24 protein-coding genes and 1 pseudogene are annotated in these 25,238 nt (G+C 60.9%); 22 read left to right on the forward strand and 3 right to left on the reverse strand.

All coding sequences use genetic code 11. From position 1 onward, the window contains the following. Positions 1-208: 208 nt before the first annotated feature. The 10 genes from TK42_RS07675 to TK42_RS07720 all read left to right on the forward strand — a co-directional run bounded on the left by TK42_RS07675 (position 209) and on the right by TK42_RS07720 (position 13,087). Entirely contained in the window at positions 209-2,428 is a 2,220-nt protein-coding gene (locus TK42_RS07675; protein ID WP_103734061.1) for a primosomal protein N', read from the forward strand. Positions 2,429-2,581: 153 nt separating this feature from the next. Next, complete coding sequence (gene argS / locus TK42_RS07680; RefSeq protein ID WP_103733939.1) at positions 2,582-4,318, forward strand: arginine--tRNA ligase; 1,737 nt, start codon at positions 2,582-2,584, stop codon at positions 4,316-4,318. A 1-nt stretch (position 4,319) separates the two neighbouring features. After that, complete coding sequence (locus TK42_RS07685; protein ID WP_005784023.1) at positions 4,320-5,021, forward strand: SPOR domain-containing protein; 702 nt, start codon at positions 4,320-4,322, stop codon at positions 5,019-5,021. A 258-nt stretch (positions 5,022-5,279) separates the two neighbouring features. Then, on the forward strand, positions 5,280-5,810 hold the full coding sequence (gene hslV / locus TK42_RS07690; RefSeq protein WP_003171209.1) for an ATP-dependent protease subunit HslV: 531 nt from the start codon (positions 5,280-5,282) through the stop codon (positions 5,808-5,810). Between the two features lie 37 nt (positions 5,811-5,847). Continuing rightward, positions 5,848-7,185: an ATP-dependent protease ATPase subunit HslU gene (hslU, locus tag TK42_RS07695; protein WP_003171208.1), complete on the forward strand. Its 1,338-nt coding sequence runs from the start codon at positions 5,848-5,850 to the stop codon at positions 7,183-7,185. A 149-nt stretch (positions 7,186-7,334) separates the two neighbouring features. Beyond that, the gene (locus tag TK42_RS07700) at positions 7,335-7,712 is read left to right on the forward strand and encodes a gamma-butyrobetaine hydroxylase-like domain-containing protein (RefSeq protein WP_078820086.1); all 378 of its coding nucleotides are present in this window, start codon (positions 7,335-7,337) and stop codon (positions 7,710-7,712) included. Between the two features lie 249 nt (positions 7,713-7,961). After that, positions 7,962-9,641, forward strand: a complete 1,680-nt coding sequence (phaC, locus tag TK42_RS07705; RefSeq protein WP_103733940.1) for a class II poly(R)-hydroxyalkanoic acid synthase — start codon at positions 7,962-7,964, stop codon at positions 9,639-9,641. A 179-nt stretch (positions 9,642-9,820) separates the two neighbouring features. Continuing rightward, positions 9,821-10,666 carry a poly(3-hydroxyalkanoate) depolymerase gene (gene phaZ, locus TK42_RS07710; protein ID WP_005784015.1) on the forward strand — a complete coding sequence of 282 codons (846 nt, stop codon included), beginning with the start codon at positions 9,821-9,823 and terminating at the stop codon, positions 10,664-10,666. Positions 10,667-10,756: 90 nt separating this feature from the next. Continuing rightward, positions 10,757-12,439 (forward strand): class II poly(R)-hydroxyalkanoic acid synthase, encoded by a 1,683-nt coding sequence (gene phaC / locus TK42_RS07715; protein WP_103733941.1) that lies wholly within the window; start codon positions 10,757-10,759, stop codon positions 12,437-12,439. Between the two features lie 27 nt (positions 12,440-12,466). Further along, complete coding sequence (locus TK42_RS07720) at positions 12,467-13,087, forward strand: TetR/AcrR family transcriptional regulator (RefSeq protein ID WP_103733942.1); 621 nt, start codon at positions 12,467-12,469, stop codon at positions 13,085-13,087. Between the two features lie 174 nt (positions 13,088-13,261). Here TK42_RS07720 and TK42_RS07725 read toward each other — a convergent pair whose 3' ends face one another. The 3 genes from TK42_RS07725 to TK42_RS07735 form a co-directional block, all read right to left on the reverse strand. Continuing rightward, positions 13,262-14,194, reverse strand: coding sequence for a phasin family protein (locus tag TK42_RS07725; protein WP_103733943.1), 933 nt, complete (start codon positions 14,192-14,194; stop codon positions 13,262-13,264). 12 nt (positions 14,195-14,206) lie between these two features. Further along, positions 14,207-14,629 (reverse strand): phasin family protein, encoded by a 423-nt coding sequence (locus TK42_RS07730; protein WP_032878324.1) that lies wholly within the window; start codon positions 14,627-14,629, stop codon positions 14,207-14,209. Positions 14,630-14,722: 93 nt separating this feature from the next. Next, positions 14,723-14,998, reverse strand: a complete 276-nt coding sequence (locus tag TK42_RS07735; protein ID WP_005784005.1) for a polyhydroxyalkanoic acid system family protein — start codon at positions 14,996-14,998, stop codon at positions 14,723-14,725. A gap of 145 nt (positions 14,999-15,143) precedes the next feature. Between TK42_RS07735 and ubiE the strand changes: the two genes are divergently transcribed. From ubiE to TK42_RS07790, 12 genes and pseudogenes are all read left to right on the forward strand, one after another. Further along, positions 15,144-15,914, forward strand: a complete 771-nt coding sequence (gene ubiE, locus TK42_RS07740) for a bifunctional demethylmenaquinone methyltransferase/2-methoxy-6-polyprenyl-1,4-benzoquinol methylase UbiE (protein ID WP_003171186.1) — start codon at positions 15,144-15,146, stop codon at positions 15,912-15,914. Further along, positions 15,914-16,537, forward strand: coding sequence for an SCP2 domain-containing protein (locus TK42_RS07745; RefSeq protein WP_005784000.1), 624 nt, complete (start codon positions 15,914-15,916; stop codon positions 16,535-16,537). Before ubiE ends, TK42_RS07745 begins: the two co-directional genes overlap by 1 nt. After that, positions 16,534-18,138 carry a ubiquinone biosynthesis regulatory protein kinase UbiB gene (gene ubiB / locus TK42_RS07750; RefSeq protein WP_103733944.1) on the forward strand — a complete coding sequence of 535 codons (1,605 nt, stop codon included), beginning with the start codon at positions 16,534-16,536 and terminating at the stop codon, positions 18,136-18,138. Before TK42_RS07745 ends, ubiB begins: the two co-directional genes overlap by 4 nt. A gap of 41 nt (positions 18,139-18,179) precedes the next feature. After that, positions 18,180-18,572 (forward strand): phosphoribosyl-AMP cyclohydrolase, encoded by a 393-nt coding sequence (gene hisI / locus TK42_RS07755; RefSeq protein WP_005783996.1) that lies wholly within the window; start codon positions 18,180-18,182, stop codon positions 18,570-18,572. A 2-nt stretch (positions 18,573-18,574) separates the two neighbouring features. Then, positions 18,575-18,907, forward strand: coding sequence for a phosphoribosyl-ATP diphosphatase (locus TK42_RS07760; protein ID WP_003187881.1), 333 nt, complete (start codon positions 18,575-18,577; stop codon positions 18,905-18,907). Between the two features lie 26 nt (positions 18,908-18,933). Further along, the gene (locus TK42_RS07765) at positions 18,934-19,212 is read left to right on the forward strand and encodes a twin-arginine translocase TatA/TatE family subunit (protein ID WP_005783993.1); all 279 of its coding nucleotides are present in this window, start codon (positions 18,934-18,936) and stop codon (positions 19,210-19,212) included. 10 nt (positions 19,213-19,222) lie between these two features. Next, positions 19,223-19,621, forward strand: a complete 399-nt coding sequence (gene tatB / locus TK42_RS07770) for a Sec-independent protein translocase protein TatB (protein WP_103733945.1) — start codon at positions 19,223-19,225, stop codon at positions 19,619-19,621. Continuing rightward, on the forward strand, positions 19,618-20,409 hold the full coding sequence (gene tatC / locus TK42_RS07775; RefSeq protein WP_005783990.1) for a twin-arginine translocase subunit TatC: 792 nt from the start codon (positions 19,618-19,620) through the stop codon (positions 20,407-20,409). The genes tatB and tatC overlap by 4 nt, the downstream gene beginning before the upstream one ends. After that, entirely contained in the window at positions 20,406-21,113 is a 708-nt protein-coding gene (locus TK42_RS07780; protein WP_103733946.1) for a 16S rRNA (uracil(1498)-N(3))-methyltransferase, read from the forward strand. Before tatC ends, TK42_RS07780 begins: the two co-directional genes overlap by 4 nt. 119 nt (positions 21,114-21,232) lie before the next feature. Continuing rightward, positions 21,233-22,243: pseudogene (locus TK42_RS27295) on the forward strand (methyl-accepting chemotaxis protein); the annotation flags it as partial. Positions 22,244-22,444: 201 nt separating this feature from the next. Beyond that, on the forward strand, positions 22,445-23,149 hold the full coding sequence (locus TK42_RS27300) for a methyl-accepting chemotaxis protein (protein WP_371920241.1): 705 nt from the start codon (positions 22,445-22,447) through the stop codon (positions 23,147-23,149). A 178-nt stretch (positions 23,150-23,327) separates the two neighbouring features. Next, a complete protein-coding gene (locus tag TK42_RS07790; protein WP_103733947.1) occupies positions 23,328-25,235 on the forward strand; it encodes a methyl-accepting chemotaxis protein in 1,908 nt (635 codons plus the stop codon). The last annotated feature ends 3 nt before the right edge of the window (positions 25,236-25,238 follow it).

Raw genomic sequence — 25,238 nt, forward strand, 5'->3', positions numbered from 1 at the left:
CCTCGGGCTAGCGTGCCGCCACTCGACACTATTGTCGAATACCGCACGTAATTAGGCCGCGGATTCTACCAGACCTTTTTAAACGCGCAAGCGGCGCTACTGACCAAAAACCTCCTTTCATCAGAAAACCATGGCATACCCAAGCCCTCCCCGCTCTGCTAGGCTCGCGCCCCTGCACCACTGCCTGCCTTTATATGAGATGCCCCGCGTGCCCGACGCCATTTTGCGCCTAGCCCTGCCCTCCCCCCTGCGCCGCCTGTTCGATTACCGGGCCCCGGCTGGAGTGCTGCGGACGCAGTTGCAGCCGGGGATGCGCGTGCGTGTGCCGTTTGGGCGCAGGGAAATGATCGGCATTCTGGTGGAGGTCGCGGACCACAGCGAGGTCCCGGCGGAAAAGCTCAAGCCGGCCCTGGCCATCCTCGACGCCACACCGCCACTGCCGCCGGCACTGTTCAAGCTGTGTCTGTGGACTGCGCAGTATTACCAGCACAGCTTGGGCGATACCTTGAGCTGGGCGCTGCCGGTACTGCTGCGCCAGGGCGAACTGGCCGAAGCGCGCCAGGAGCGTTTCTGGTCGATGGTGCCCGGCGCGCGCCTCGACGACCCGCGCATCGCCCGCGCCCCGCGCCAGCGCGAAGCCCTGGCCACATTGGCCCAGCACCCCCATGGCGTGGCCCACCAGTTGTTGAGCAAGCTGATGCTGAGCAAGGACAGCCTCGACCTGCTGCTGGCCAAGGGACTGGTGCAGGTGGAAATCCGCAAGCACGCCCCAGACCCACGCCACGAACATTGGCTGGCCCAGCCGGAGCTGCCGCTGAACCCCGAGCAACGCGCTGCCTATGAGGCGATCCGCGCCGGTTTCGACAGCTTCCACGCCTTCCTTCTGGCCGGCGTCACCGGCAGCGGCAAGACCGAAGTGTATTTGCAACTGATCCGCGAAACCTTGCAGGCCGGCAAGCAGGCACTGGTGCTGATCCCGGAGATCAACCTGGGCCCACAGACCCTGGCGCGTTTCGAGCAGCGCTTCAACGCGCGCATCGCCCTGGTGCACTCGGCGGTCAATGACCGTGAGCGCCTGGAGTCGTGGCTGGCGGCGCGGGACGGCGAGGCAGACATCATCATTGGCACCCGTTCGGCGCTGTTCACCCCAATGAAAAACCCCGGGCTGATCATCATCGACGAGGAGCACGACGGCTCCTATAAACAGCAGGAAGGCCTGCGTTACCACGCCCGCGACCTGGCGCTGGTACGCGCACGCCAGGAAGACATCCCGATTGTGCTGGGTTCGGCCACGCCGTCCCTGGAAAGCCTGCATAACGCCTACACCGGCCGCTATGGCCTGCTACGCATGAACGAGCGCGCCGGCGGCGCCAAACAACCGCGCTTCCTGCGCCTGGACGTGAAAAGCCGCCCGCTGGACAGCGGTATTTCCGGTCCGATGCAACAGGCCATCGGCCAGACCCTCGCCGCGGGCCAGCAAGTATTGGTGTTTCTCAACCGTCGCGGCTTTGCCCCGACACTGCTGTGCCATGACTGCGGCTGGATGTCCGAGTGCGAGCGCTGCGATGCGCGCATGACCGTGCACCAGCGCCACGGCGAATTGCGTTGCCATCACTGCGGTCATGTAGAGCGGGTGCCACGCCATTGCCCGCAGTGCGGCAAGGTCGACCTGCGCCCGGTCGGGGCCGGCACCGAGCGCGCCGAAGAGCGTCTGGGCATTCTGTTCCCGGATTACCCGGTGCTACGGGTCGACCGCGACAGCACGTCGCGCAAAGATGCAATGAACCAGTTGTTTGCCACCATTCAGAAAGGTCAACCGTGCATTCTGATCGGCACGCAGATGCTCGCCAAAGGGCACCACTTCCCACGGGTGACCCTGGTGTCGATCCTGGATGCCGACGGCGGGTTGTTCTCCGGGGATTTCCGCGCCAGCGAACGCATGGCGCAGTTGATCGTGCAGGTGGCAGGGCGCGCCGGACGGGCCGAAGAGCCGGGCAAGGTGATTATCCAGACGCACCTGGCCGACCACCCGCTGCTGATTCAACTGACGGAACAAGGCTATTTTGCCTTCGCCGAGCAGGCCTTGAGTGAACGCCGCGCTGCCGGCTTGCCACCCTTTGCGCACTTGGCGTTGCTGCGTGCCGAAGCCCACAAACCCGGCCAGGCCGAAGGTTTTCTCGATCAAGCCTGCAGCGTGGCCGAACGTTTGCTGGGCGAGTTGGGCCTGACCGGTATCGAACTGCTCGGCCCGGTGCCCGCCCCCATGGAGCGTCGCGCCGGACGTTACCGGGCTCAGCTACTCTTGCAGGCAACCTCTCGCGCACCGCTGCATCGCCTGCTAAGTAGCTGGATGCTTGAGCTGGAGCAAATGCCCAGCGGCCGGCAAGTGCGATGGTCTCTGGATGTAGACCCGGTAGACCTGTATTGAATTTCCCTGTGGCGAGGGAGCTTGCTCCCTCGCCACAGGTTAATCGTCTATAGAGACCCGACGAAGGTTGGCAAGCCCGCCCTCGCCACGGATAATGCCCAGTTTTTCCACCTGCGCATCGCGCGCCGCCGCTTGCGGTCGAAAGAGAACACCATGAAAGACACCATTCGCCAGCTGATCCAACAAGCCCTCACCCAACTCGTCAACGAAGGTGTGTTGCCTGAAGGCCTGTCGCCGGCGATCCAGGTGGAGAACACCCGCGACAAGACCCACGGCGACTTCGCCAGCAACATCGCGATGATGCTGTCCAAGCCGGCCGGTATGAAACCCCGCGACCTGGCGGAAAAAATCATTGCCGCGCTGCCGGCTGACGCCAGTGTGACCAAAGCCGAAATCGCCGGCCCGGGCTTTATCAACTTCTTCCAGAACACCCAGGCCTTGGCTTCGCGCCTGGACGCAGCCCTGATCGATGCCAAAATCGGCGCACACAAGGCTGGCGACACCCAACGCGTGGTCATCGACCTGTCGGCGCCGAACCTGGCCAAAGAGATGCATGTCGGTCACCTGCGCTCCACCATCATCGGCGACGGTGTGGCGCGGGTGCTGGAGTTCCTCGGCGACACCGTGATCCGCCAGAACCACGTCGGCGACTGGGGTACCCAGTTCGGCATGTTGATGGCCTACCTGCAGGAAAACCCGATCACCAGCAACGAGCTGGCCGACCTGGAAAACTTCTACCGCGCCGCCAAGAAGCGCTTCGACGAATCCGAAGAGTTTGCCGACCGCGCCCGTGGCCTGGTGGTCAAACTGCAAGCTGGCGACCAGGAATGCCTGGCGCTGTGGAACCGCTTCCGTGAGATTTCCCTGTCCCACTGCCAGGAAATCTACGAACTGCTCAACGTGAAACTGACCATGGCCGACGTGATGGGCGAAAGCGCCTACAACGACGACCTGATCAACGTGGTCAACGACCTCAAGGCCAAGGGCCTGCTGGTCGAGAGCAACGGCGCGCAGTGCGTGTTCCTCGAAGAATTCAAGACCGCCGACGGCGAGCCGCTGCCGGTGATCATCGTCAAGGCCGATGGCGGCTATCTCTACGCCACCACCGACCTGGCTGCCGTGCGCTATCGCAGCGGCGTGCTCAAGGCCGACCGTGCGCTGTACTTCGTCGACCAACGCCAGGCCCTGCACTTCCAGCAAGTGTTCGAAGTGGCCCGTCGTGCCGGCTTCGTCACCCACCCGATGCACATGGAACACATGGGTTTCGGCACCATGAACGGCGCCGATGGCCGCCCGTTCAAGACCCGTGACGGTGGCACCGTGAAGCTGATCGACCTGCTGACCGAAGCCCAGGAACGTGCCTACAACCTGGTGAAGGAGAAGAACCCGGAGCTGGCCGAGGCCGACCTGCGTAATATTGCCCGCGTGGTGGGCATTGGTGCGGTGAAATACGCCGACCTGTCCAAGCACCGCACCAGCGACTACAGCTTCAACTTCGACCTGATGCTCAACTTCGAAGGCAACACCGCGCCGTACCTGCTGTACGCCTACACCCGCGTGGCCGGCGTATTCCGCAAGCTGGGCAAGGACTTCAGCGAAGTCGAAGGCCAGATCGCGCTGGACGCCGCCCACGAACAGGAACTGGCGGCCAAGCTCGCGCAATTTGGCGAAGTGCTCAACAGCGTTGGCGAAAAAGGCACGCCGCACATCCTGTGCACCTATTTGTACGAAGTGGCCGGCCTGTTCTCCAGCTTCTACGAGAACTGCCCGATCCTGACCGCCGACGACGAAGCCCAGAAACAAAGTCGCCTGCGCCTTGCCGCATTGGCTGGACGCACCCTCAAGCAAGGCCTGGAACTCTTGGGCCTGGAAACTCTGGAGCGTATGTAAGTTGGCTGCCAAGAAAAAACCTGCACCCAAACGCGGCGCCAGCCGTTATCAGGCCCCGGCGAAGCAGCCGATCCCGGGCTGGCTGTGGATGGCCATCGGCCTGACGGTCGGTGCCTTCGTTGTGTTTCTGATGAAGCTGGAGCCTGGCCAGGGCGATGACGTCAAGCGCGTCAAACAGGAGCAGCAGAAGGCCACGAAAATTGCCGAGGCCAACAAGACTGCGCCAAGCCCGACCGCACCGGTGAAGCCGAAATACGACTTCTACACGCTGCTGCCGGAATCGGAAGTGATCGTGCCGCCCGACGCCGTGCCGGAGAAAACCCTGCCGACCCCGCAAGTGCCGACCACGCCCGTAACCCCAGCGGAAGCGGCGAAAATCGATACGGCTCGCGCCCAGGCTGCACTGGCCGGCATCACTCCGCCGCCAGCACCGCCAGTGGCAGCGACCAAGGCCGCGCCTGTGACCAAGTTCTTCCTGCAAGCCGGCTCGTTCCCGAAACAGGCGGATGCCGATCGTGTGCGTGCACAGATCATTCTGTTGGGCCAATCGGTCTCGGTTGAGTCCGGCACGGTGAAGGACGCGACCTGGTATCGCGTATTGGTGGGGCCGTTCAGCAACCGTGAGCAACTGACCGTGGCGCAGAAACAATTGGCCGGGGCCGGGTTTAGCAACCTGTTGTTACAACAACGCCAGAGCCGCTGATTTCGAAGACATAGCAGGGCTAATGTGGGAGGGGGCTTGCCCCCGATGGCGGTATATCAGTCAATATATTCAGCGACTGACACACCGCGATCGGGAGCAAGCCCCCTCCCACATTTGGTTTTGCGGTGTTCTTGAATAGGTGTCGGATCAATAAACACCACTCGTCCGCGCACCCGTCCTACGGTTGAAATCCCCCCCGCCACCCCCATATGAGTTCTCATCAGGGCATTTTCGCCCCGCTGCGTGGAGACTCTCCCCTTGACCACCATCGTTTCAGTACGTCGCCACGGCAAAGTCGTCATGGGCGGCGACGGCCAGGTTTCCCTGGGCAACACCGTGATGAAAGGCAACGCGAAAAAAGTGCGTCGCCTGTACCACGGCCAGGTACTTGCCGGTTTCGCAGGCGCTACCGCCGACGCCTTTACCCTCTTCGAACGTTTCGAAGGCCAGCTTGAGAAACATCAGGGCCACCTGGTGCGCGCCGCTGTCGAACTTGCCAAAGAATGGCGCACCGACCGCTCCCTCAGCCGCCTGGAGGCCATGCTCGCCGTCGCGAACAAAGACGCTTCCCTGATCATCACCGGTAACGGCGATGTGGTAGAGCCCGAGCATGGCCTGATCGCCATGGGTTCCGGCGGTGGCTATGCCCAAGCGGCAGCCAGTGCGCTGCTGAAGAAAACCGACCTGTCGGCCCGTGAAATCGTCGAGACCGCCCTGGGTATCGCCGGCGATATCTGCGTGTTCACCAACCACAACCAGACCATTGAGGAGCAGGACCTCGCCGAGTAAGCCGTAGGCTTATTCCCGCTTGAGGCCGCCAGACACTATGTCCATGACCCCCCGCGAAATCGTCCATGAACTCAATCGCCATATCATCGGCCAGGACGATGCCAAGCGCGCCGTTGCCATTGCGCTGCGTAACCGCTGGCGCCGGATGCAACTGCCCGAAGAACTGCGCGTTGAAGTAACCCCCAAGAACATCCTGATGATCGGCCCGACCGGTGTCGGTAAAACCGAAATCGCCCGGCGCCTGGCCAAATTGGCGAACGCCCCGTTCATCAAGGTCGAAGCGACCAAGTTCACCGAAGTCGGCTACGTGGGCCGTGATGTCGAGTCGATCATCCGTGACCTGGCCGATGCCGCCCTGAAGATGCTGCGCGAACAGGAAGTGACCAAGGTCAGCCACCGTGCTGAAGACGCAGCGGAAGAGCGCATCCTCGACGCCCTGCTGCCACCGGCCCGCATGGGTTTCAACGAAGACGCCGCACCGTCGTCGGATTCCAATACTCGCCAGCTGTTCCGCAAGCGCCTGCGTGAAGGCCAGCTGGATGACAAGGAAATCGAGATCGAAGTGGCTGAAGTGTCCGGCGTGGATATTTCTGCCCCGCCTGGCATGGAAGAAATGACCAGCCAGTTGCAGAACCTGTTCGCCAACATGGGCAAGGGCAAGAAGAAAAGCCGCAAGCTCAAAGTGAAAGAAGCGCTGAAGCTGGTGCGCGACGAAGAAGCCGGGCGCCTGGTCAATGAGGAAGAACTCAAGGCCAAGGCCCTGGAAGCGGTCGAGCAGCACGGGATCGTGTTTATCGATGAGATCGACAAAGTGGCCAAGCGTGGCAACTCCGGTGGCGTCGATGTATCCCGCGAAGGTGTGCAGCGTGACCTGTTGCCGCTGATCGAAGGCTGCACAGTCAACACCAAGCTGGGCATGGTCAAGACTGACCACATTCTGTTTATCGCTTCCGGTGCGTTCCACCTGAGCAAGCCAAGCGACCTGGTGCCCGAGTTGCAAGGCCGCCTGCCGATTCGTGTGGAACTCAAGGCACTGACACCTGGCGACTTCGAGCGCATCCTCAGCGAACCCCACGCCTCGCTCACCGAGCAGTACCGTGAGTTGCTGAAAACCGAGGGACTGGGTATCGAGTTCCAGGCGGACGGTATCAAGCGTTTGGCGGAAATCGCCTGGCAGGTCAACGAGAAGACCGAGAACATCGGTGCCCGACGCCTGCATACCTTGCTTGAGCGCTTGCTTGAGGAAGTGTCGTTCAGTGCCGGCGACATGGCGGGTGCGCAGAATGGCGAAGCGATCAAGATCGATGCTGACTACGTCAACAGCCACTTGGGCGAATTGGCGCAGAACGAAGACTTGTCTCGTTATATCCTGTAAGCCTCACACAGAACTGCTTTGCTTCAAATGTGGGAGGGGGCTTGCTCCCGATGGCGGTGTATCAGTATCAGATGAGCTGACTGACACACCACCATCGGGAGCAAGCCCCCTCCCACATTTTCAAGCCGGTTTATTCAGGAGCATCCCATATGGTCAAGTTTCCTACTGCAGTAAACCTGCACAAAACCTCCAATACCCTTGGCCTGACTTACGGGCCGGATGAAACCTACCAACTGCCCGCCGAATTCCTGCGGGTTCACTCGCCTTCGGCCGAGGTCCAGGGCCACGGCAAGCCCATCCTGCAATTCGGCAAGCTCAATGTCAGGTTGACCCAAGTCGAACCGGCCGGCCAGTACGCACTGAAATTGACCTTCGATGACGGCCATGACAGCGGACTGTTCACTTGGGACTACCTCTACCAGTTGGCCGTACGTCAGGACGCGCTATGGGCCGACTACCTGGCCGAGCTCAAAGCGGCCGGAAAAACCCGCGACCCGAGTGAGTCGGTCGTGCGGCTGATGCTCTAGCACAGGCATCTTGGTCTTTAGAGCGCATTTTCTAATTTCATCTGCTTGAATGCCCTGTCGCGTGGCCAATGATCGGCCCGCTTGCGAAAAAAAATAAACTCGGGTAACCAATGGAGCTGGCAAGTTCCCTGCATTTGACGATGCGGTATCAACGGTCACCCGGGTCGCAGTACCAGGCTGGTGTCGTGTATCGAAATTGGGTGCGCAGCAATCGCCGGTACTCGTCTTTCGGACAATGGAGCGTCGTAGATGAGTAACAAGAATAACGATGACTTGAAACGCCAGGCCTCGGAAAACACCCTGGGGCTGAACCCGATCATCGCGTTACGCAAAAAGCATTTATTGGCCTCGGCCAAGATGGTGCTGACCCAAGCCATCAAGCAGCCGTTGCACAGCGTCAAGCACGTCGCCCACTTTGGCGTCGAGTTGAAGAATGTGATGTTCGGCAAATCCCAACTGGTGCCTGAAGGCGATGACCGTCGCTTCAACGACCCGGCCTGGAGCCAGAACCCGCTCTACAAACGTTATTTGCAGACTTACCTGGCGTGGCGCAAGGAACTCCACGACTGGATCGACGACAGCAACCTGCCGGCACAAGACATCAGCCGTGGCCACTTCGTGATCAACCTGATGACCGAAGCCATGGCCCCCACCAACAGTGCGGCCAACCCGGCGGCGGTCAAGCGCTTCTTTGAAACCGGCGGCAAAAGCCTGCTCGACGGTTTGTCCCACTTGGCCAAGGACATGGTGCACAACGGCGGTATGCCGAGCCAGGTCAACATGGGCGCCTTTGAGGTCGGCAAGACCCTGGGCACCAGCGAAGGTGCGGTGGTGTTTCGCAACGATGTGCTGGAGCTGATCCAGTACAAGCCCATCACCGAGCAGGTACACGAGCGCCCACTGCTGGTGGTGCCGCCGCAGATCAACAAATTCTACGTATTCGACCTGTGCCCGGAAAAGAGCCTGGCGCGTTTCTGCCTGCGCAATGGGCAACAGACCTTTATCGTCAGTTGGCGCAACCCCACCAAGGCCCAGCGCGAGTGGGGGCTCTCTACTTATATCGAGGCGCTCAAGGAAGCGGTCGATGTGGTCACGGCAATTACCGGCAGCAAGGACGTGAATATGCTCGGCGCCTGCTCCGGTGGCATCACCTGCACCGCACTGCTGGGCCACTACGCGGCGCTGGGCGAGAAGAAGGTCAACGCCCTGACCCTGTTGGTGAGCGTGCTGGACACCACCCTGGACACCCAAGTGGCACTGTTTGTCGACGAGCAGACCCTGGAAGCAGCCAAGCGCCACTCCTATCAGGCCGGCGTGCTGGAAGGCCGCGACATGGCCAAGGTGTTTGCATGGATGCGCCCCAACGACCTGATCTGGAACTACTGGGTCAATAACTACCTGCTGGGCAACGAACCGCCGGTGTTCGACATCCTGTTCTGGAACAACGACACCACCCGCTTGCCGGCCGCTTTCCATGGCGACCTGATCGAACTGTTCAAGAACAACCCACTGGTACGCGCCAACGCCCTGGAAGTGTGCGGCACGCCCATCGACCTCAAGCAGGTCACTGCCGACATCTACTCCCTGGCCGGCACCAACGACCACATCACGCCGTGGCAGTCGTGCTACAAGTCGGCGCAGTTGTTTGGCGGCAAGGTCGAGTTCGTGCTGTCCAGCAGTGGGCACATCCAGAGCATCCTCAACCCGCCAGGCAACCCCAAGGCGCGCTACCAGACCAGCGAGGGCTTGTCGGGCAGTGCGTTGCAGTGGCAGGAGAACGCCACCAAGCACACCGATTCGTGGTGGCTGCACTGGCAGGTGTGGCAGGCGGAGCGGGCGGGGAAGTTGAAAAAAGCCCCGGCGACATTAGGCAGTAAAACCTATGCCGCCGCCGAAGCGGCGCCAGGTACCTATGTACATGAGCGGTAGATTGGAATGAGATCCAAATGTGGGAGGGGCGGTGCGACGATTCGACTTGCTCCCGATAGGGATGGATCAGTGTCAGGTGTGCTCAATGACACACCGCCATCGGGAGCAAGTCGAATCGTCGCACCGCCCCTCCCACATTTTGACTGTATTCCTCCTGTAACACTTCACAGGGCTTGAGCATGGCGCAACCGTTCATCTTCCGTACCATCGACCTGGATGGCCAGACCATCCGCACGGCGGTACGCCCGGGCAAGCCGCACTTGACCCCGCTGCTGATCTTCAACGGCATCGGCGCCAACCTTGAGCTGGTGTTCCCGTTCGTCCAGGCCCTGGACCCGGACCTGGAAGTGATTGCGTTCGACGTGCCCGGCGTTGGCGGTTCCTCGACGCCGAAGCGGCCCTATCGCTTCCCCGGCCTGGCCAGGCTCACCGCGCGTATGCTCGATTACCTCGACTACGGCCAGGTGAACGCCGTGGGTGTGTCCTGGGGCGGGGCACTGGCGCAGCAGTTCGCCTATGACTACCCGGAACGCTGCAAGAAGCTGATCCTGGCGGCCACAGCTGCCGGGGCCTTTATGGTGCCGGGCAAACCCAAAGTGCTGTGGCTGATGGCCAGCCCCCGGCGTTATATCCAACCCTCCCATGTGGTGCGCATCGCGCCGATGATTTATGGCGGCTCGTTCCGCCGCGATTCGAACCTGGCCGCCGAACATGCGAGCAAAGTGCGCTCGGCTGGCAAGCTGGGTTACTACTGGCAATTGTTCGCCGGGCTGGGCTGGACCAGCATTCATTGGCTGCACAAGATTCGCCAGCCCACCCTGGTATTGGCCGGGGACGATGACCCGCTGATCCCGCTGGTCAACATGCGCATGCTCGCCTGGCGCATCCCCAATGCGCAGTTGCACATCATCGATGACGGGCACCTGTTCCTGATCACCCGGGCTGAAGCCGTGGCGCCGATCATCATGAAGTTTCTCGAAGAGGAGCGCTTGCGCGCAGTGATACATCCGCGACCGGCGGTGTGAAGGACCACACCACCGCGCAAGTTGCCAGGAACCGACTATGGTTCTGGATTGGCGTGCCTGCTTGATGTCTTGACGAAGGAGTGTTGGCTCATGCGAGAAAGACCCGTGACGAACCCGGCGCCCACCCCCGCTGCGTTCATCAACGCACAAAATGCGATCACCGGCCTGCGCGGCCGCGACCTGCTGTCAACCCTGCGCACCGTCGCCGCGCACGGGCTGCGCAACCCGGTGCACACCGCCCGCCACGCCCTGGCCCTGGGCGGCCAACTGGGCCGTGTGCTGCTGGGTGAGACCGTGCACGAGCCCAACCCCAGGGACAATCGCTTCAGCGACCCCACCTGGAAGCTCAACCCGCTGTACCGGCGCAGCTTGCAAGCCTATCTGAGCTGGCAGAAACAGACGCGGCAGTGGATCGATGACAGCACCCTCAGTGACGATGATCGCGCGCGTGCGCAGTTCGCCTTCGCCCTGCTCAACGACGCCGTCTCCCCTTCCAACACCCTGCTCAACCCGCTGGCGATCAAGGAGTTGCTCAACTCCGGCGGCAACAGCGTGGTGCGCGGCGTGAGTAACCTGTTCGAAGACCTGCTGCACAACAACGGTTTGCCCCGCCAGGTCAGCAAACACGCCTTCGAAGTCGGCAAGACGGTGGCGACCACGCCCGGTTCGGTAGTGTTTCGCAACGAACTGCTGGAGCTGATCCAGTACAAGCCCATGAGCGAAAAACAGTACGCCAAGCCGCTGCTGGTGGTGCCGCCGCAAATCAACAAGTACTACATCTTCGACCTCAGCCCGGCCAACAGCTTTGTGCAATATGCCCTTAAAAATGGCCTGCAAACCTTCATGATCAGTTGGCGCAACCCGGACGTGCGGCATCGCGAATGGGGCCTGTCCACCTACGTGGCGGCGTTGGAGGAGGCACTGAATGTCTGCCGGGCCATCACCGGCGCCCGCGAGGTCAACCTGATGGGCGCCTGCGCCGGTGGCCTGACCATCGCCGCCCTGCAAGGCCACCTGCAAGCCAAGCGCCAGGTGCGGCGCGTCTCCAGCGCCAGTTACCTGGTGAGCCTGCTCGACAGCCAGATCGACAGCCCCGCAACCTTGTTCGCTGACGAACAAACCCTGGAAGCCGCCAAGCGCCGCTCCTACCAGGAGGGCGTACTGGACGGCCGTGACATGGCCAAGGTGTTTGCCTGGATGCGCCCCAACGACCTGATCTGGAACTACTGGATCAACAATTACCTGCTGGGCAAGGAGCCGCCGGCCTTCGACATCCTGTACTGGAACAACGACAACACGCGCCTGCCCGCCGCCTTGCACGGCGACCTGCTGGACTTCTTCAAGCACAACCCCCTGAGCCATCCCGGTGGCCTGGAGGTGTGCGGCACGCCCATCGACTTGCGCAAGGTCACGGTGGACAGCTTCAGCGTGGCCGGGATCAACGACCACATCACACCGTGGGACGCGGTGTATCGCTCCACCCAACTGCTGGGCGGCGAGCGGCGCTTTGTGCTGTCCAACAGCGGGCATATCCAGAGCATCCTCAACCCGCCGGGCAACCCCAAGGCCAACTACGTCGAGAACCTCAAGCTGAGCAGTGACCCGCGTGCCTGGTACTACGACGCCCGGCATGTCGAAGGCAGCTGGTGGCCGCAGTGGCTGGAATGGGTACAACAACGCTCCGGGGTACAACGCGAAACGCTTACCGCCCTGGGCAACCAGAACTACCCACCGATGGAAGCAGCGCCAGGCACTTATGTGCGGGTGCGTTGAGCTCAACGATCACATTAAGAAGGCTGGATGAAGACCCGCGACCGTATCCTTGAATGTGCCTTGCAGTTGTTCAACCACAAGGGCGAACCGAACGTATCGACCATGGAGGTGGCCAATGAAATGGGGATCAGCCCCGGCAACCTCTACTACCACTTCCACGGCAAGGAGCCGTTGGTTCTGGGGCTGTTCGAGCGCTTTCAATGCGAGTTGGCGCCATTGCTCGATCCTCCTGCCAATGCGCAACTGGAGGCCGAGGATTACTGGCTGTTCCTGCACCTGATTGTCGAGCGCATGGCCCACTACCGCTTCCTGCTCCAAGACCTGTCGAACCTGGCCGGGCGCCTGCCGAAGCTGGCCAAGGGCATTCGCAACCTGCTCACGGCGCTCAAGCGCACCCTGGCCTCATTGTTAGCGCGGTTGAAAGCCGCGGGGCAGCTGGTCAGTGACACCCAGGCGCTGGGACAGCTGGTGGAACAGATCACCCTGACCCTGCTGTTTTCCCTGGATTACCAACGGATTCTGGACCGTGAGGGTGAGGTGCGAGTGGTGGTGTACCAGATCATGATGCTGGTGGCCCCCCATCTGTTACCGACGGCGCGGAAGGCGACTGAGAAGTTCGCCTTGAAATATCTGGATGACACTGATTAAACATGTGGGAGCGGGCTTGCCCGCGATAGCGTTGGATCAGCCAATGCCTGTATGACTGACACTCCGCCATCACGGGCAAGCCCGCTCCCACATTGGAAATGCAGCGTTTTTTAGGCTTGCATAAAAAAACGCCCGGTCTTCGCAGACCGGGCGTTTTTTTGTGTCCCGGAAAAATCAGGACTGACTGGATGGCGTCGGGGTGACCGGCGTTGCAGTCGGGGTAGCAGCCGTATGCGTCGGTGCGGACACCGAGTTGGCGGTAGAAGCGGCCGGTGCTGGCGCCGCTGCCGGCTTGGCCGCTGCGGCAGGCTTTGCTGCTGCCGGCTTTTTCGCTACCGCAGGCTTTTTGGCCGCTGCAGGTTTGGCCGCAGGCTTGGCTGCTGGTTTCGCAGCAGGTTTGGCAGCAGCGGTTTTAGCCGAAGGTTTGGCAGCCGGTTTAGCCGCAGGTTTCGCGGCGGCTTTAGCGGCCACTGGCTTAGCGGCAGGCTTGGTGGCCGGTTTGGCGGCAGCGGTTTTAGCCGCTGGCTTGGCCGCAGGTTTCGCAGCGGCTTTGGCTGGTGCTTTGGCAGCGGGTTTTGCAGCCGGCTTGGCGGCGGCTTTAACCAGAGGCTTGGCGGCAGTTTTCGCGGCGGGTTTTGCAGCGGCTGTTTTAGCCGCAGGTTTGGCAGCCGGTTTTGCTGCAGGCTTGGCCGCAGCGGTCTTGGCAGGAGCCGCTTTGGCGCCGGTCAGTTTTTCAATTTGCTTGGTCAAGGTATCGACCTTGCTGTGCAGCGTCTTCAATTCAGCCTTGCTGGGTACGCCCAGTCGCGAAATTGCACTATTGAGGCGCTTGTCGAAGGTTTCTTCCAACTTGCCCCAAGTGTCAGAAATGCTCGACTTGGCAGAACCGGCAGTTGCCTTGGCCGCGTCCACTTTTTTACCGACTGTGCTCTTGGTCAACTTCTCGGCCTTCTCGCCGTCCTTGACCAGAGTCTCGAAGTATTTACCGCCGTCACTGCTAACCTTCGAGTACACGCCTAAACCAGCAAGCCAGATTTTGCGGGAATATTTTTCAACTTCCCCGACCCACGAGCTGCCTTCTTTCTGAGTAGTCTTTTTAACAGCCATCCCGATGTCTCCTTAGTGTTTACGCGCGACACGTTCGAGCAATGCCGTCAGCTCTTCGAGCTTAGCAGAGAGTGTCTCCACGTCATGTTTAGACGCAATGCCGATTCGATTCAAGGCACTTGCAACACGCGTGTCAAAAGCTTTTTCAACTTTATCCAGCTGAACTTCAACCAAGCCCCTGACGCCGGAGACGTTACTCTTTACTTGATCAATCTGACTGTTGGCGGCATCAAGTTGTTCAACTACAACTTTTTTACCTTTACTTTCAACGCGTTGGCCGCTCTTGACCAGCTCTTTGAAGTATTCGCCGCCCTCGCTGCCGACCTTTGCATAGGCACCAAGGCCCGCCAGCCAGATCTTGCGGGCATAGCTTTTAACCTCACTCAGGGGGGTGGTTTGAACGTCGATTTTTTTCTTCAAAATAACTTTGGCCATGGTGCACCTCACGCAAAAAGGGTGGAGGACGGCCCGCAGGAGTTGAGGGCTTGGGCACAAAGTAGGGGTTAAAATTAGAATCGGCACCCTAAGTCAGGCCAACGCCTTATCCAAGGCTTTTTCGATTTCGGACTTGATCGTGCCACTCATGGCCGACATCAACAGGCCGAGTTCTACCTCGATGCGCAGCGAGTCATCGGCAACCGCGACCGTGCCCTTAACCCCGGAACGTTTCAGCTTCAGGGTATCGCCGGCCCATGAAGACTCCACACCATATTTATCCTCGAGTTTGCGCGCCAATTGCTCAGCCTTGGCCCGCGCCTGTTCTTTCCCCAGGGTATGTTCACGCTCAACGGTAATACGGGCCATTGCAATGACTCCTCTTTATAACGACTCGGAACACCCGCCATGCGGCAAATGGCCTCGGTGAGCATCTATCTTACCTGCAGCCTTGCCAAGACAAAGCAGGCCTTGGGGATTATCATGTCCCGCATTCTCTTTTGGTGACAGCGATATGACTGATCAGCGCAAAGGCAGCGATGCCGAACCCACCACTCACTTCGGTTTCAAGAACGTCCCGGAAAGCCAGAAAGCGGAAAAAGTCGCTGAGGTGTTTCACTCCGTGGCGGCCAAGTACGACCTGATGAATGACGTGCTTTCCGGCGGCATGCACCGTCTGTGGAAGCGCTTCACCATCGAGTTGTCGGGCGTACGCACCGGCAACCGGGTACTGGATATCGCCGGCGGCACGGGCGACCTGGCCGCCAAGTTCTCCAAACTGGTCGGCCCCACCGGTCAGGTGGTTTTGGCCGATATCAACGGTTCGATGCTCAAGGTCGGCCGCGATCGCCTGCTCGACAAAGGTGTGGCCGGCAATATCGAGTTCGTCCAGGCCGACGCTGAGAAGCTGCCGTTCCCCGACAACCATTTCGACTGCGTGACCATCGCCTTCGGCCTGCGCAACGTCACTCACAAGGAGGACGCGATCCGCTCGATGCTGCGCGTCCTCAAGCCGGGTGGTCGCCTGCTGGTGCTGGAATTCTCCAAGCCGACCAACGCGCTGATGTCCAAGGTCTACGACACTTACTCGTTCGCCTTCATGCCGCTGATGGGCAAGTTGATCACCAATGACGCCGAGAGCTACCGCTACCTGGCCGAATCCATCCGCATGCACCCCGACCAGGAAACCCTGAAGTCAATGATGGTGGAGGCCGGTTTCGACCGCGTGACCTATCACAACATGACCTCCGGCATCGTTGCATTGCACCGAGGTATCAAACCCTGATGCTGCTCGCAGGCCTTCTCGCAAGCGTCGAACATGGCCTCAACCGTGTTCTGCGCCTGGACAGCACCGCCCTGGCACGGCTCGCGCACTTGAACGGCAAAGTCATTGCCGTCGACTGCCGCAGCCCCGCTGTGCAGCTGTTTATCCTGCCCAGCGATGAAGGCTTGCTGCTCGCCACTCAATGGGCCGCCGACGCCGACTGCACCTTGCGTGCGCCGGCCTCCAGCCTGTTGCACCTGGCGCTGAGCCGCAACAAGACCGCCATCCTCCACAGCCCCGAGGTGGAGCTGGAAGGCGACAGTGCGGTGCTGATGGACCTGGCCGCCGTGCTGCAGGACCTGGAGCTGGATTGGGAATACGAACTCTCGCGCTGGATCGGCCCGGTCGCCACCCAGTTGCTCAGCGGGCACCTGCGCAGCCGCTCGCGCTGGTACCAGCAAGGGTTCGCCAGCCTGAACCAGAACCTCGCCGAATACCTGAGCGAAGAATCGCGCACCCTGGTCGGGCAACGGGAAGCGCAAGCGCGCTTTCGTGAGCTCGACAAGGCCAAAATCGACCTGGAACGCCTCGAGGCCCGCTTCGAACGCCTGAGCCGCTCCCTTGATCCAAGCGATAACGCATGAAGCTGCTCGCCGTCCGCCGTTTGTTTCGTATCCAGCGCGTCGTAATCCGTTACCGCCTCGATGACCTGCTGTTTGCCCTGCCCCTGCCCTGGTTCCTGCTGGCGGTGCGTTATGTGCTGCCGTGGCGCTGGTTCCCGCGCAAACAGCTGGAGCTCAGCCGAGGCGCGTGCCTGCGCCTGGCGTTGCAGGATCTGGGGCCGATCTTTATCAAGTTCGGGCAGATCCTCTCCACCCGCCGCGACTTGCTGCCTGAAGACATCGCCGACGAACTGATGCTGTTGCAGGACCGTGTGCCGCCTTTCGATTCACAGCAGTCGATGGCGTTGATCGAAGAACAACTGGGCCAGAGGATCAGCGAGGTGTTCAGCCGCTTCGATGTCGAGCCCCTGGCCTCGGCCTCGGTCGCGCAGGTCCACGCCGCACAGCTCAAGACCGGCGAAGAGGTGGTGGTAAAAGTCATTCGCCCGGGCCTCAAGCCGATCATCGGCCAGGACCTGGCGTGGCTGTTTATCCTGGCTCGGGCGGCCGAACGTTTTTCTGCCGACGCGCGTCTGCTGCACCCGGTGGATGTGGTCGCCGACTACGAAAAAACCATCTACGACGAGCTCGACCTGCTGCGCGAAGCGGCCAACGCCAGCCAATTGCGACGCAACTTCGAAGGCTCGCAACTGCTGTACGTGCCACAAGTGTATTGGGACTGGTGCCGGCCGAAAGTGCTGGTGATGGAGCGCATCTACGGCGTGCAGGTCACCGACCTGGCCACCCTCGCCGACCAGCGCACCGACATGAAGATGCTCGCCGAACGCGGGGTGGAGATCTTCTTTACCCAAGTATTTCGCGACAGTTTCTTCCACGCCGACATGCACCCCGGCAACATCTTCGTCAGCACCGTCAATCCGTGGAGCCCGCAGTACATCGCGATCGACTGTGGCATCGTCGGCAGCCTGACCCCGGAAGACCAGGACTACCTGGCGCGCAACCTGTTTGCTTTCTTCAAGCGCGACTACCGCCGCGTGGCGCAGTTGCACATCGATTCAGGTTGGGTGCCGGCGGAAACCAAGCTCAACGAATTCGAAGCGGCGATCCGTACCGTATGCGAACCGATCTTTGAAAAACCGTTAAAAAATATTTCCTTCGGTCAGGTGCTGATGCGCCTGTTCCAGACTGCGCGGCGCTTCAATATGGAAGTACAACCGCAGTTGGTGCTGCTGCAAAAAACCCTGCTCAACATCGAAGGCCTGGGCCGCCAGTTATATCCGGACCTCGATCTGTGGAACACCGCGCAACCGTTCCTGGAGCGCTGGATGCGTGAGCGGATGAGCCCGAAGACCATGTTGGGCAACCTGCACAGCCAGTTCGAACAACTGCCGCACCTGGCCAACATGACCCGCGATCTACTGGAGCGCATGTCCCAGCCCCACGCCAAAGACCCCGAGCCGCCTTGGCGCAAGCGCAAGGACGACTGGTTCCTGCGCCTGCTCGGCGCCGCGCACCTGGTGGGCGGTGTGATGCTGGTGATCGGCGGGCCGCTGAATCAACTGGGTCACTGGCCAGCCGGAATCATGGTGGCGGTGGGTGTTTATCTGATCGTGCGTCGATAGCCAATCCGGTTATACACTGTCGCAAATTGCCGGAGCCGAACATGAAAAACTGGCTGGACGAGATCAAGTGGGACAGTGACGGCCTGGTGCCGGCCATTGCCCAGGACTACAAGACCGGGCGCGTATTGATGATGGCCTGGATGAACCGCGAGGCGCTGAGCCTCACCGCCACTGAGCAGCGCGCCATCTACTGGTCACGTTCGCGTGGCAGACTGTGGCGCAAGGGCGAAGAATCCGGACACGTGCAGGTTCTGCATGAAATGCGCCTGGACTGCGACGCTGACGTGGTGATCCTGATGGTCGATCAGATCGGCGACATCGCCTGCCATACCGGGCGCCACAGCTGTTTCTATCGCGTCTTCGAAGACGGCGAATGGAAGACAGTGGACCCAGTGCTTAAAGACCCGCACGCCATTTATTCGGCAGGACACTGAACATGAGCGATACCCTGAACCGTGTGGCCCAGGTGCTGGAAGACCGCAAAGGCGCGGATGCTGACAGCTCCTATGTCGCTAGCCTTTACCACAAGGGTCTGAACAAGATTCTGGAAAAACTCGGCGAAGAATCCGTCGAGACCATCATTGCGGCCAAGGACGCGCAAATCAGCGGTGATTACAGCGATGTAATCTATGAGACCGCCGACTTGTGGTTCCATAGCCTGGTCATGCTTGCCCAACTGGGGCAGCATCCACAGGCCGTGCTGGATGAACTGGACCGTCGCTTCGGCTTGTCCGGGCACGCCGAAAAGGCCTCGCGCCCGTCCGCCTGATTAACCAAGACTTGAGGATTTGCAGCATGGGCATTTTTGACTGGAAACACTGGATCGTCATTCTGGTGGTGGTTGTTCTGGTGTTCGGCACCAAAAAACTGAAAAACCTCGGCACCGACGTCGGCGAGTCGATCAAGGGCTTTCGTAAAGCCATGAACGACGACGAGAAACCCGCCGAGCCAAGCGCAAACCCGGTGCCACCGGCACAGCCTGTGCACCCGCAGGCCGCTCAACCGATCACCGAGCGTCGTACCTTCGACGTGCAGGCTGAAAAAGTCCAAGAGCCGACCCGCAAAGACTCGTGAGCACTGACTAATGTTTGGTATCAGCTTCTCTGAACTGCTGCTCGTCGGCCTGGTAGCCCTGCTGGTACTGGGGCCGGAACGCCTGCCCGGTGCCGCACGCACCGCCGGCCTGTGGATCGGGCGCCTGAAACGCAGTTTCAACGCGATCAAACAGGAAGTTGAACGTGAAATCGGTGCCGACGAGATCCGCCGGCAATTGCACAACGAACATATCCTGTCGTTGGAGCAGGAGGCGCGCAAGATTCTTTCCCCGGTGCAGGAGCCGGCCAAGCCGGTCACTCCGGTGGCCGAGCAGAGCATCACGCCGGTGTCCCCTGCCGAAGCCGTTCCCGCCCCGATAACGCCTGCGCCGACGCCCGTCGCGTCGCCCGCGCCCCATGACCCTACACTGCCGCCGCGAGCCCCATGAGCGCTGATAAACCGGAAAACGACCAGCACATGCCGCTGGTCTCGCACCTCACCGAGTTGCGTACCCGCCTGCTGCGTTGCGTAGCGGCCATCTTCATCATCTTTGCCGGGCTGTTTGCCTTCACCCAGCAGATCTACACCTTCGTTTCCACACCGTTGCGCCAGTACCTGCCTGTCGGTGCGACGATGATTGCCACCGACGTGTCGTCGCCGTTCCTGACACCATTGAAGCTGACCATGATGGTTTCGCTGTTCCTGGCGATCCCGGTGATCCTGCATCAGATCTGGGGCTTTATTGCGCCGGGCCTGTACAAGCACGAGAAGCGCATCGCAGTGCCGTTGCTGGTGTCGAGCATCCTGCTGTTCTATACCGGCATGGCCTTCGCCTACTTCCTGGTGTTCCCGCTGATCTTCAAGTTCTTCGCCGCCGCCACCCCGGCCGGCGTGGAGATGATGACCGATATCACCAGCTACCTCGACTTCGTGATGACGCTGTTCTTCGCCTTTGGCGTGGCCTTCGAAATCCCGGTGGCGGTGGTGTTGCTGGTGTGGATCGGAGTGGTCGACGTCAAATATCTGAAGAAGATCCGCCCGTACGTGATCATCGGCTGCTTTGTGGTCGGCATGATCCTCACGCCGCCGGACATCTTCTCCCAGACCTTGCTGGCCGTGCCGATGTGGATGCTGTTCGAAGTGGGCATCCTGTTCAGCGGCTTGATCAGCAAGCGCGGCGAACACCCGGACGACCAGCCTGCCGACGACGACCAGCCGCCAGCGACCCAGCCGTGAACCTGCTGCTGCTGGAAGACGCCGACTTCATCGCGGCCGACCGCGTGGTGCTGCGTGATCGGCGCCTGGTGCATATGCAGGAAGTCCACCGCGCCGCCGTAGGCGACAACCTGCGTGTGGGCCGCATTGGCGGGATGATGGGCAATGCCCAACTGCTGCGCCTGGAGGCGGGTGAAGCCGAGCTGCAAGTCAGCTTCGACCAACCGCCGCCGCCAAAGCTGCCCCTGACACTGCTGCTGGCCCTGCCCCGCCCGAAGATGCTGCGCCGGGTGCTGCAAACCGTGGCGGCCATGGGCGTGCCCAAGGTCGTGCTGGTCAACAGCTACCGCGTGGAAAAAAGCTTCTGGCAGACCCCATTCCTGGAACCTGAAGCGGTTCGCGAGCAACTGATCCTCGGCCTGGAACAGGCGCGGGACACGGTGCTGCCCGAGATCATTATCGAAAAACGCTTCAAGCCGTTTGTCGAAGATCGCCTGCCGGCCATGGTTGAAGGCACCCTGGGCCTGATCGGCCATCCCGGTGATTACCCTGCGTGCCCCCGGGGGCTGGATGAGCCGGTGACGCTGGCGATTGGCCCAGAAGGTGGTTGGATTCCCTATGAGGTGGACCTGCTGACCAAGGCCGGTCTACAGCCGGTGCAGCTTGGTGCGCGCATCCTACGGGTTGAAACCGCCGTGACGGCCCTGCTCGCCCGACTGTTCTGATATCAAATCCAAAAACACTACAGCCCCCTCCCACATTGGATCTCTGGCGCTACAGAATCCTATGCCCATGCCGATAGCCTCTGAATAAGTCCAAGCCTTGTTCCAGGGGAGTTCGCAGCATGTATCGTTGGTTAGCCGAGAAACTGGGGAATGTAAGCGTCAACCGCAAGCTGAGCGTCGGCTTTGGCCTGGTGTTGATCCTGACGCTGTTGATCACCTTTACCGGCTGGACCGGCCTGGGCGACGTAATCAATCGCGGCGATAAGCTGGGTTTTATCTCCAGCCTCAATGGCCTGACCAAAGACCTGCGCCTGGCGCGCCTGGACTTTGATATGCGCCGCGGCGAACAAGGCACTGACGCGGTCACCGGCCTGATTACTCAGTTGGACAATGGCCTTGAAACCGCCGCGCAGTTAATCGAACAGCCCAATGACAAGGCCCTAGTCGAACAACAACAGGAAGCGTTGAGCCAATACAAAAAAGCCTTCGCGGCCATGGTCCAGGCGGGCCTCAAGCGTGAGGGCGCGCGCAGCAAGCTCGGCGACACCGCCGACAATGCCGTGGCCAAAACCAACGAGATTGAAAAAAGCCTCCTGCAAGGCGACAGCGTCACCCAGTTCAACAGCGTGGTTGACCTGAGCAAGCTGATCCAGCAAGCGCGCTTCCAGGTACGCGGCTACACCTACAGCGGCAAAGTCGAGGCCGAGCAACCGGCCCTTGATGCCATCGACAATGCCCTGAAAAAAATCACCGAACTGCAAAGCCAACTGCCAGCGCCCTACCAGGCCAACCTGCAAGAGGCTGGTGTCTCACTGCAAGCCTATCGCGCCGCCGTCAGCCAATATCGCGACTCCCAAGTGGCCAGTGCCGCCGCCCTTAAAATCATGAGCGCCCAGGGCGATATTCTGCTGGGCCATAGCGAGAAACTCACCACGTCGCAAACCGCAGTGCGCGACCACGATGTGGCCCAGGCCAAGTATCTGTTGCTGCTCGCCACCGTACTGGCGATGGTCTTCGGCCTGTTCGCAGCCTGGGCCATCACCCGCCAGATCGTCATCCCGCTAAACCAGACCCTCAAGGTCGCCGAGCGCGTGGCCTCCGGCGACCTGAGCCACAACCTGGACTCTGGCCGCCAGGACGAACTGGGCCAGTTGCAACGCGCCATGCAGAGCATGACCGTGGGCCTGCGCGCGTTGATCGGTGGTATCAGCGACGGCGTCACCCAGATCGCCAGCGCGGCCGAGCAGTTGTCGGCCGTGACTGAACAGACCAGCGCGGGGGTCAACAGCCAAAAGGTCGAGACCGATCAGGTCGCCACCGCCATGAACGAAATGGCCGCCACCGTGCAGGAAGTTGCACGCAATGCCGAGCAAGCCTCGGAAGCTGCTGTAGCCGCAGACCAACAGGCCCGTGAAGGTGACAAGGTGGTCGGCGAAGCCATCGCCCAGATCGAACGCCTGGCGACCGAAGTCGGCAACTCCACCCTCGCCATGGGCGACCTGAAGCGCGAAAGCGACAAGATCGGCAGCGTGCTTGACGTGATCAAATCCGTCGCCCAGCAAACCAACCTGCTGGCGCTGAATGCGGCCATTGAAGCGGCGCGTGCCGGGGAGGCCGGGCGTGGCTTCGCGGTGGTGGCCGATGAAGTGCGCAGCCTGGCCCAGCGCACACAGAAGTCCACCGAAGAGATTGAAGAGCTGATCGTCGGCTTGCAAAACGGTACCCAGCAGGTGGCCTCCATCATGGACAACAGCCGCGGGCTGACCGACAGCAGCGTTGAACTGACGCGTCGCGCCGGCAGCGCATTGGCGAATATCACCCGCACGGTTTCAACCATCCAGGCGATGAACTCACAAATCGCCACCGCCGCCGAGCAACAGAGCGCCGTAGCCGAAGAGATCAACCGCAGCGTGTTGAATGTGCGTGACGTATCCGAACAGACGTCCTCGGCCAGCGAAGAAACCGCTGCGTCGAGTGCAGAACTGGCGCGCCTGGGCATTCATCTGCAAGCATTGGTCGGCCGCTTCAGGGTCTGACACGCTCACACCAGGGAGTGGCCCGTGCGGGGTCCTCCCTGCAACTTGTGAAATTTCCTACACGTCTTTCAGGTCAATTCTTACGCGCCCCTTGCCGAAAAGATTTAGCGTTCCCACTCCTCCTGACCTGCGTCAGTCGGACTGCGAGACGCTTTCTCTTTGCTGATGGAGGTGCATCATGTTTCGACCACTGACCCGCGTATTGGGCAATACCAGCGTCACCCTCAAGCTTATCCTTGGCTTCGGCCTGGTGCTGGCACTGTGCATTGCTGTCGCCCTGACGGGATGGCAGGCACTGAACGACTCGCTCTTTCGTGCACAAACCTTGACCACTCTTTCTCGATTGGCCGTGACCGGTGAAGAACTACGCGCCGAACGGATTTTGTACCGCACCCTCAATGAACCGACGAACTTCGACAAGATCGGCCGGCACATGGAAAAAATCGACGGTTACCTGGTCGAGTTGGCGGATCGCCTGAAAATCCAGGCACATCTGCAGCAAGTCCAAGACTCCAGTCGCCTCAGCGCGCGCTTCAAGACCGCACTGGGCGGGCTACCCACCTTGATGCAACAACGTGAGCAAGCGCAGAAGGGGCTCACCAGCAGTTCTGTGGCGGCCAGCGACACCCTTGGACAATTTTCCAGTGACTTGCCCGACCAGAACGATGAGAAAGCCTTGGATAGCGTGGAAAACCTGCGCCTGGCCTTGGAAAAAGCCGAAGACCGCGCCAAGGCACCGGCATGGGCCGCAGACACACTGCAGATTTACACCCAAGGCGTGGACGACGCGCTCAAGGCCCTCGACGGTGCTCAGTCTGCCGTGACGGCTTTACCGGTCGACAGCACCGCTCTGAACAGCGCCCTGCTCGACTATCGCGCCCAACTCAACCGCGTCAAGGACGCGCAGGTCACTGTTGAAAACACCCAGAATCAACTGGAGCAGTGGCTGGACCAGTTACTCTCGCAAAGCGACCGCCTGAGCGAGGAACAGACCCTGCAACGCGACAAAGAAGCAGACTTGGCTCGCCTGATGTTGCTCTACGTGACAGGCGCAGCGCTGCTGCTCGGGGCCCTCGCTGCCTGGCTGATCGCCGGCCAGATCGTGCGGCCGTTGCGCCAGGCGCTGCTGACAGCCAACCGCATCGCCGAGGGCGACCTGAGCCACGATATCACTACCTCGCGGCGCGACGAACTGGGCCAATTGCAACGCAGCATCGGCCAGATGACGCTCAACCTGCGCGCCCTGATCGGCGGTATCAACGACAGCGCCCGCCAGATCGCAAGCGCCGCCGAGCAACTGTCCGCCGTCACCGAGCAAACCCGCGCCGGGGTCAATGGCCAGAAACTGGAAACCGAGCAAGTCGCCACCGCCATGAACGAAATGCTCGCTACCTCCCAAGAGGTCGCTCGTCATGCAGAGCAAGCCTCGATTGCCGCCACTGAGGCTGATCAACAAGCAGGTGTGGGCGACCAGGTGGTGGCCGAAGCGATTACCCATATCGAACATCTGGCCGAGCAGATGAACCGCTCGAGCCTGGCGATGCAAGGCTTGCAACAGGAAAGCCAGAAGATCGGCAGCGTGCTGGAGGTGATCAAATCGGTGTCCGAGCAAACCAACCTGCTGGCCCTTAACGCCGCTATCGAAGCGGCACGCGCGGGTGAAGCCGGTCGCGGTTTCGCTGTAGTGGCCGACGAAGTACGCACCCTGGCCCAGCGCACCCAGCAATCAGCCGAGGAAATCGAGATGTTGATCGAGGGTTTGCAGCGTGGCACGCAACACACCGCCGATATCCTGGACAACAGTCTCAGCCTGACCGACAACAGCGTGGAGCTGACGCGCCGCGCAGGCGCAGCCCTTGCCAACATCACCCGTACGGTATCGGTGATTCAGGAGATGAACCCACAGATTGCCGCAGCAGCCGAGGAGCAAAGCGCGGTGGCCGAAGAGATCAACCGCAGCGTACTGAAGGTCAAGGATGCGTCGGAACAAACCTCGACCGCCAGTGAGCAGACGGCGGCGGCCAGCATCGAGCTGGCGCGCCTGGGCACAGACCTGGCGCGCTCGGTAGGCCGGTTCAAGGTCTGAGCA

Origin of the sequence: Pseudomonas sp. GZJR-8 (genome assembly GCF_002916705.1) — a bacterium.
GTDB lineage: Bacteria > Pseudomonadota > Gammaproteobacteria > Pseudomonadales > Pseudomonadaceae > Aquipseudomonas > Aquipseudomonas synxantha_A.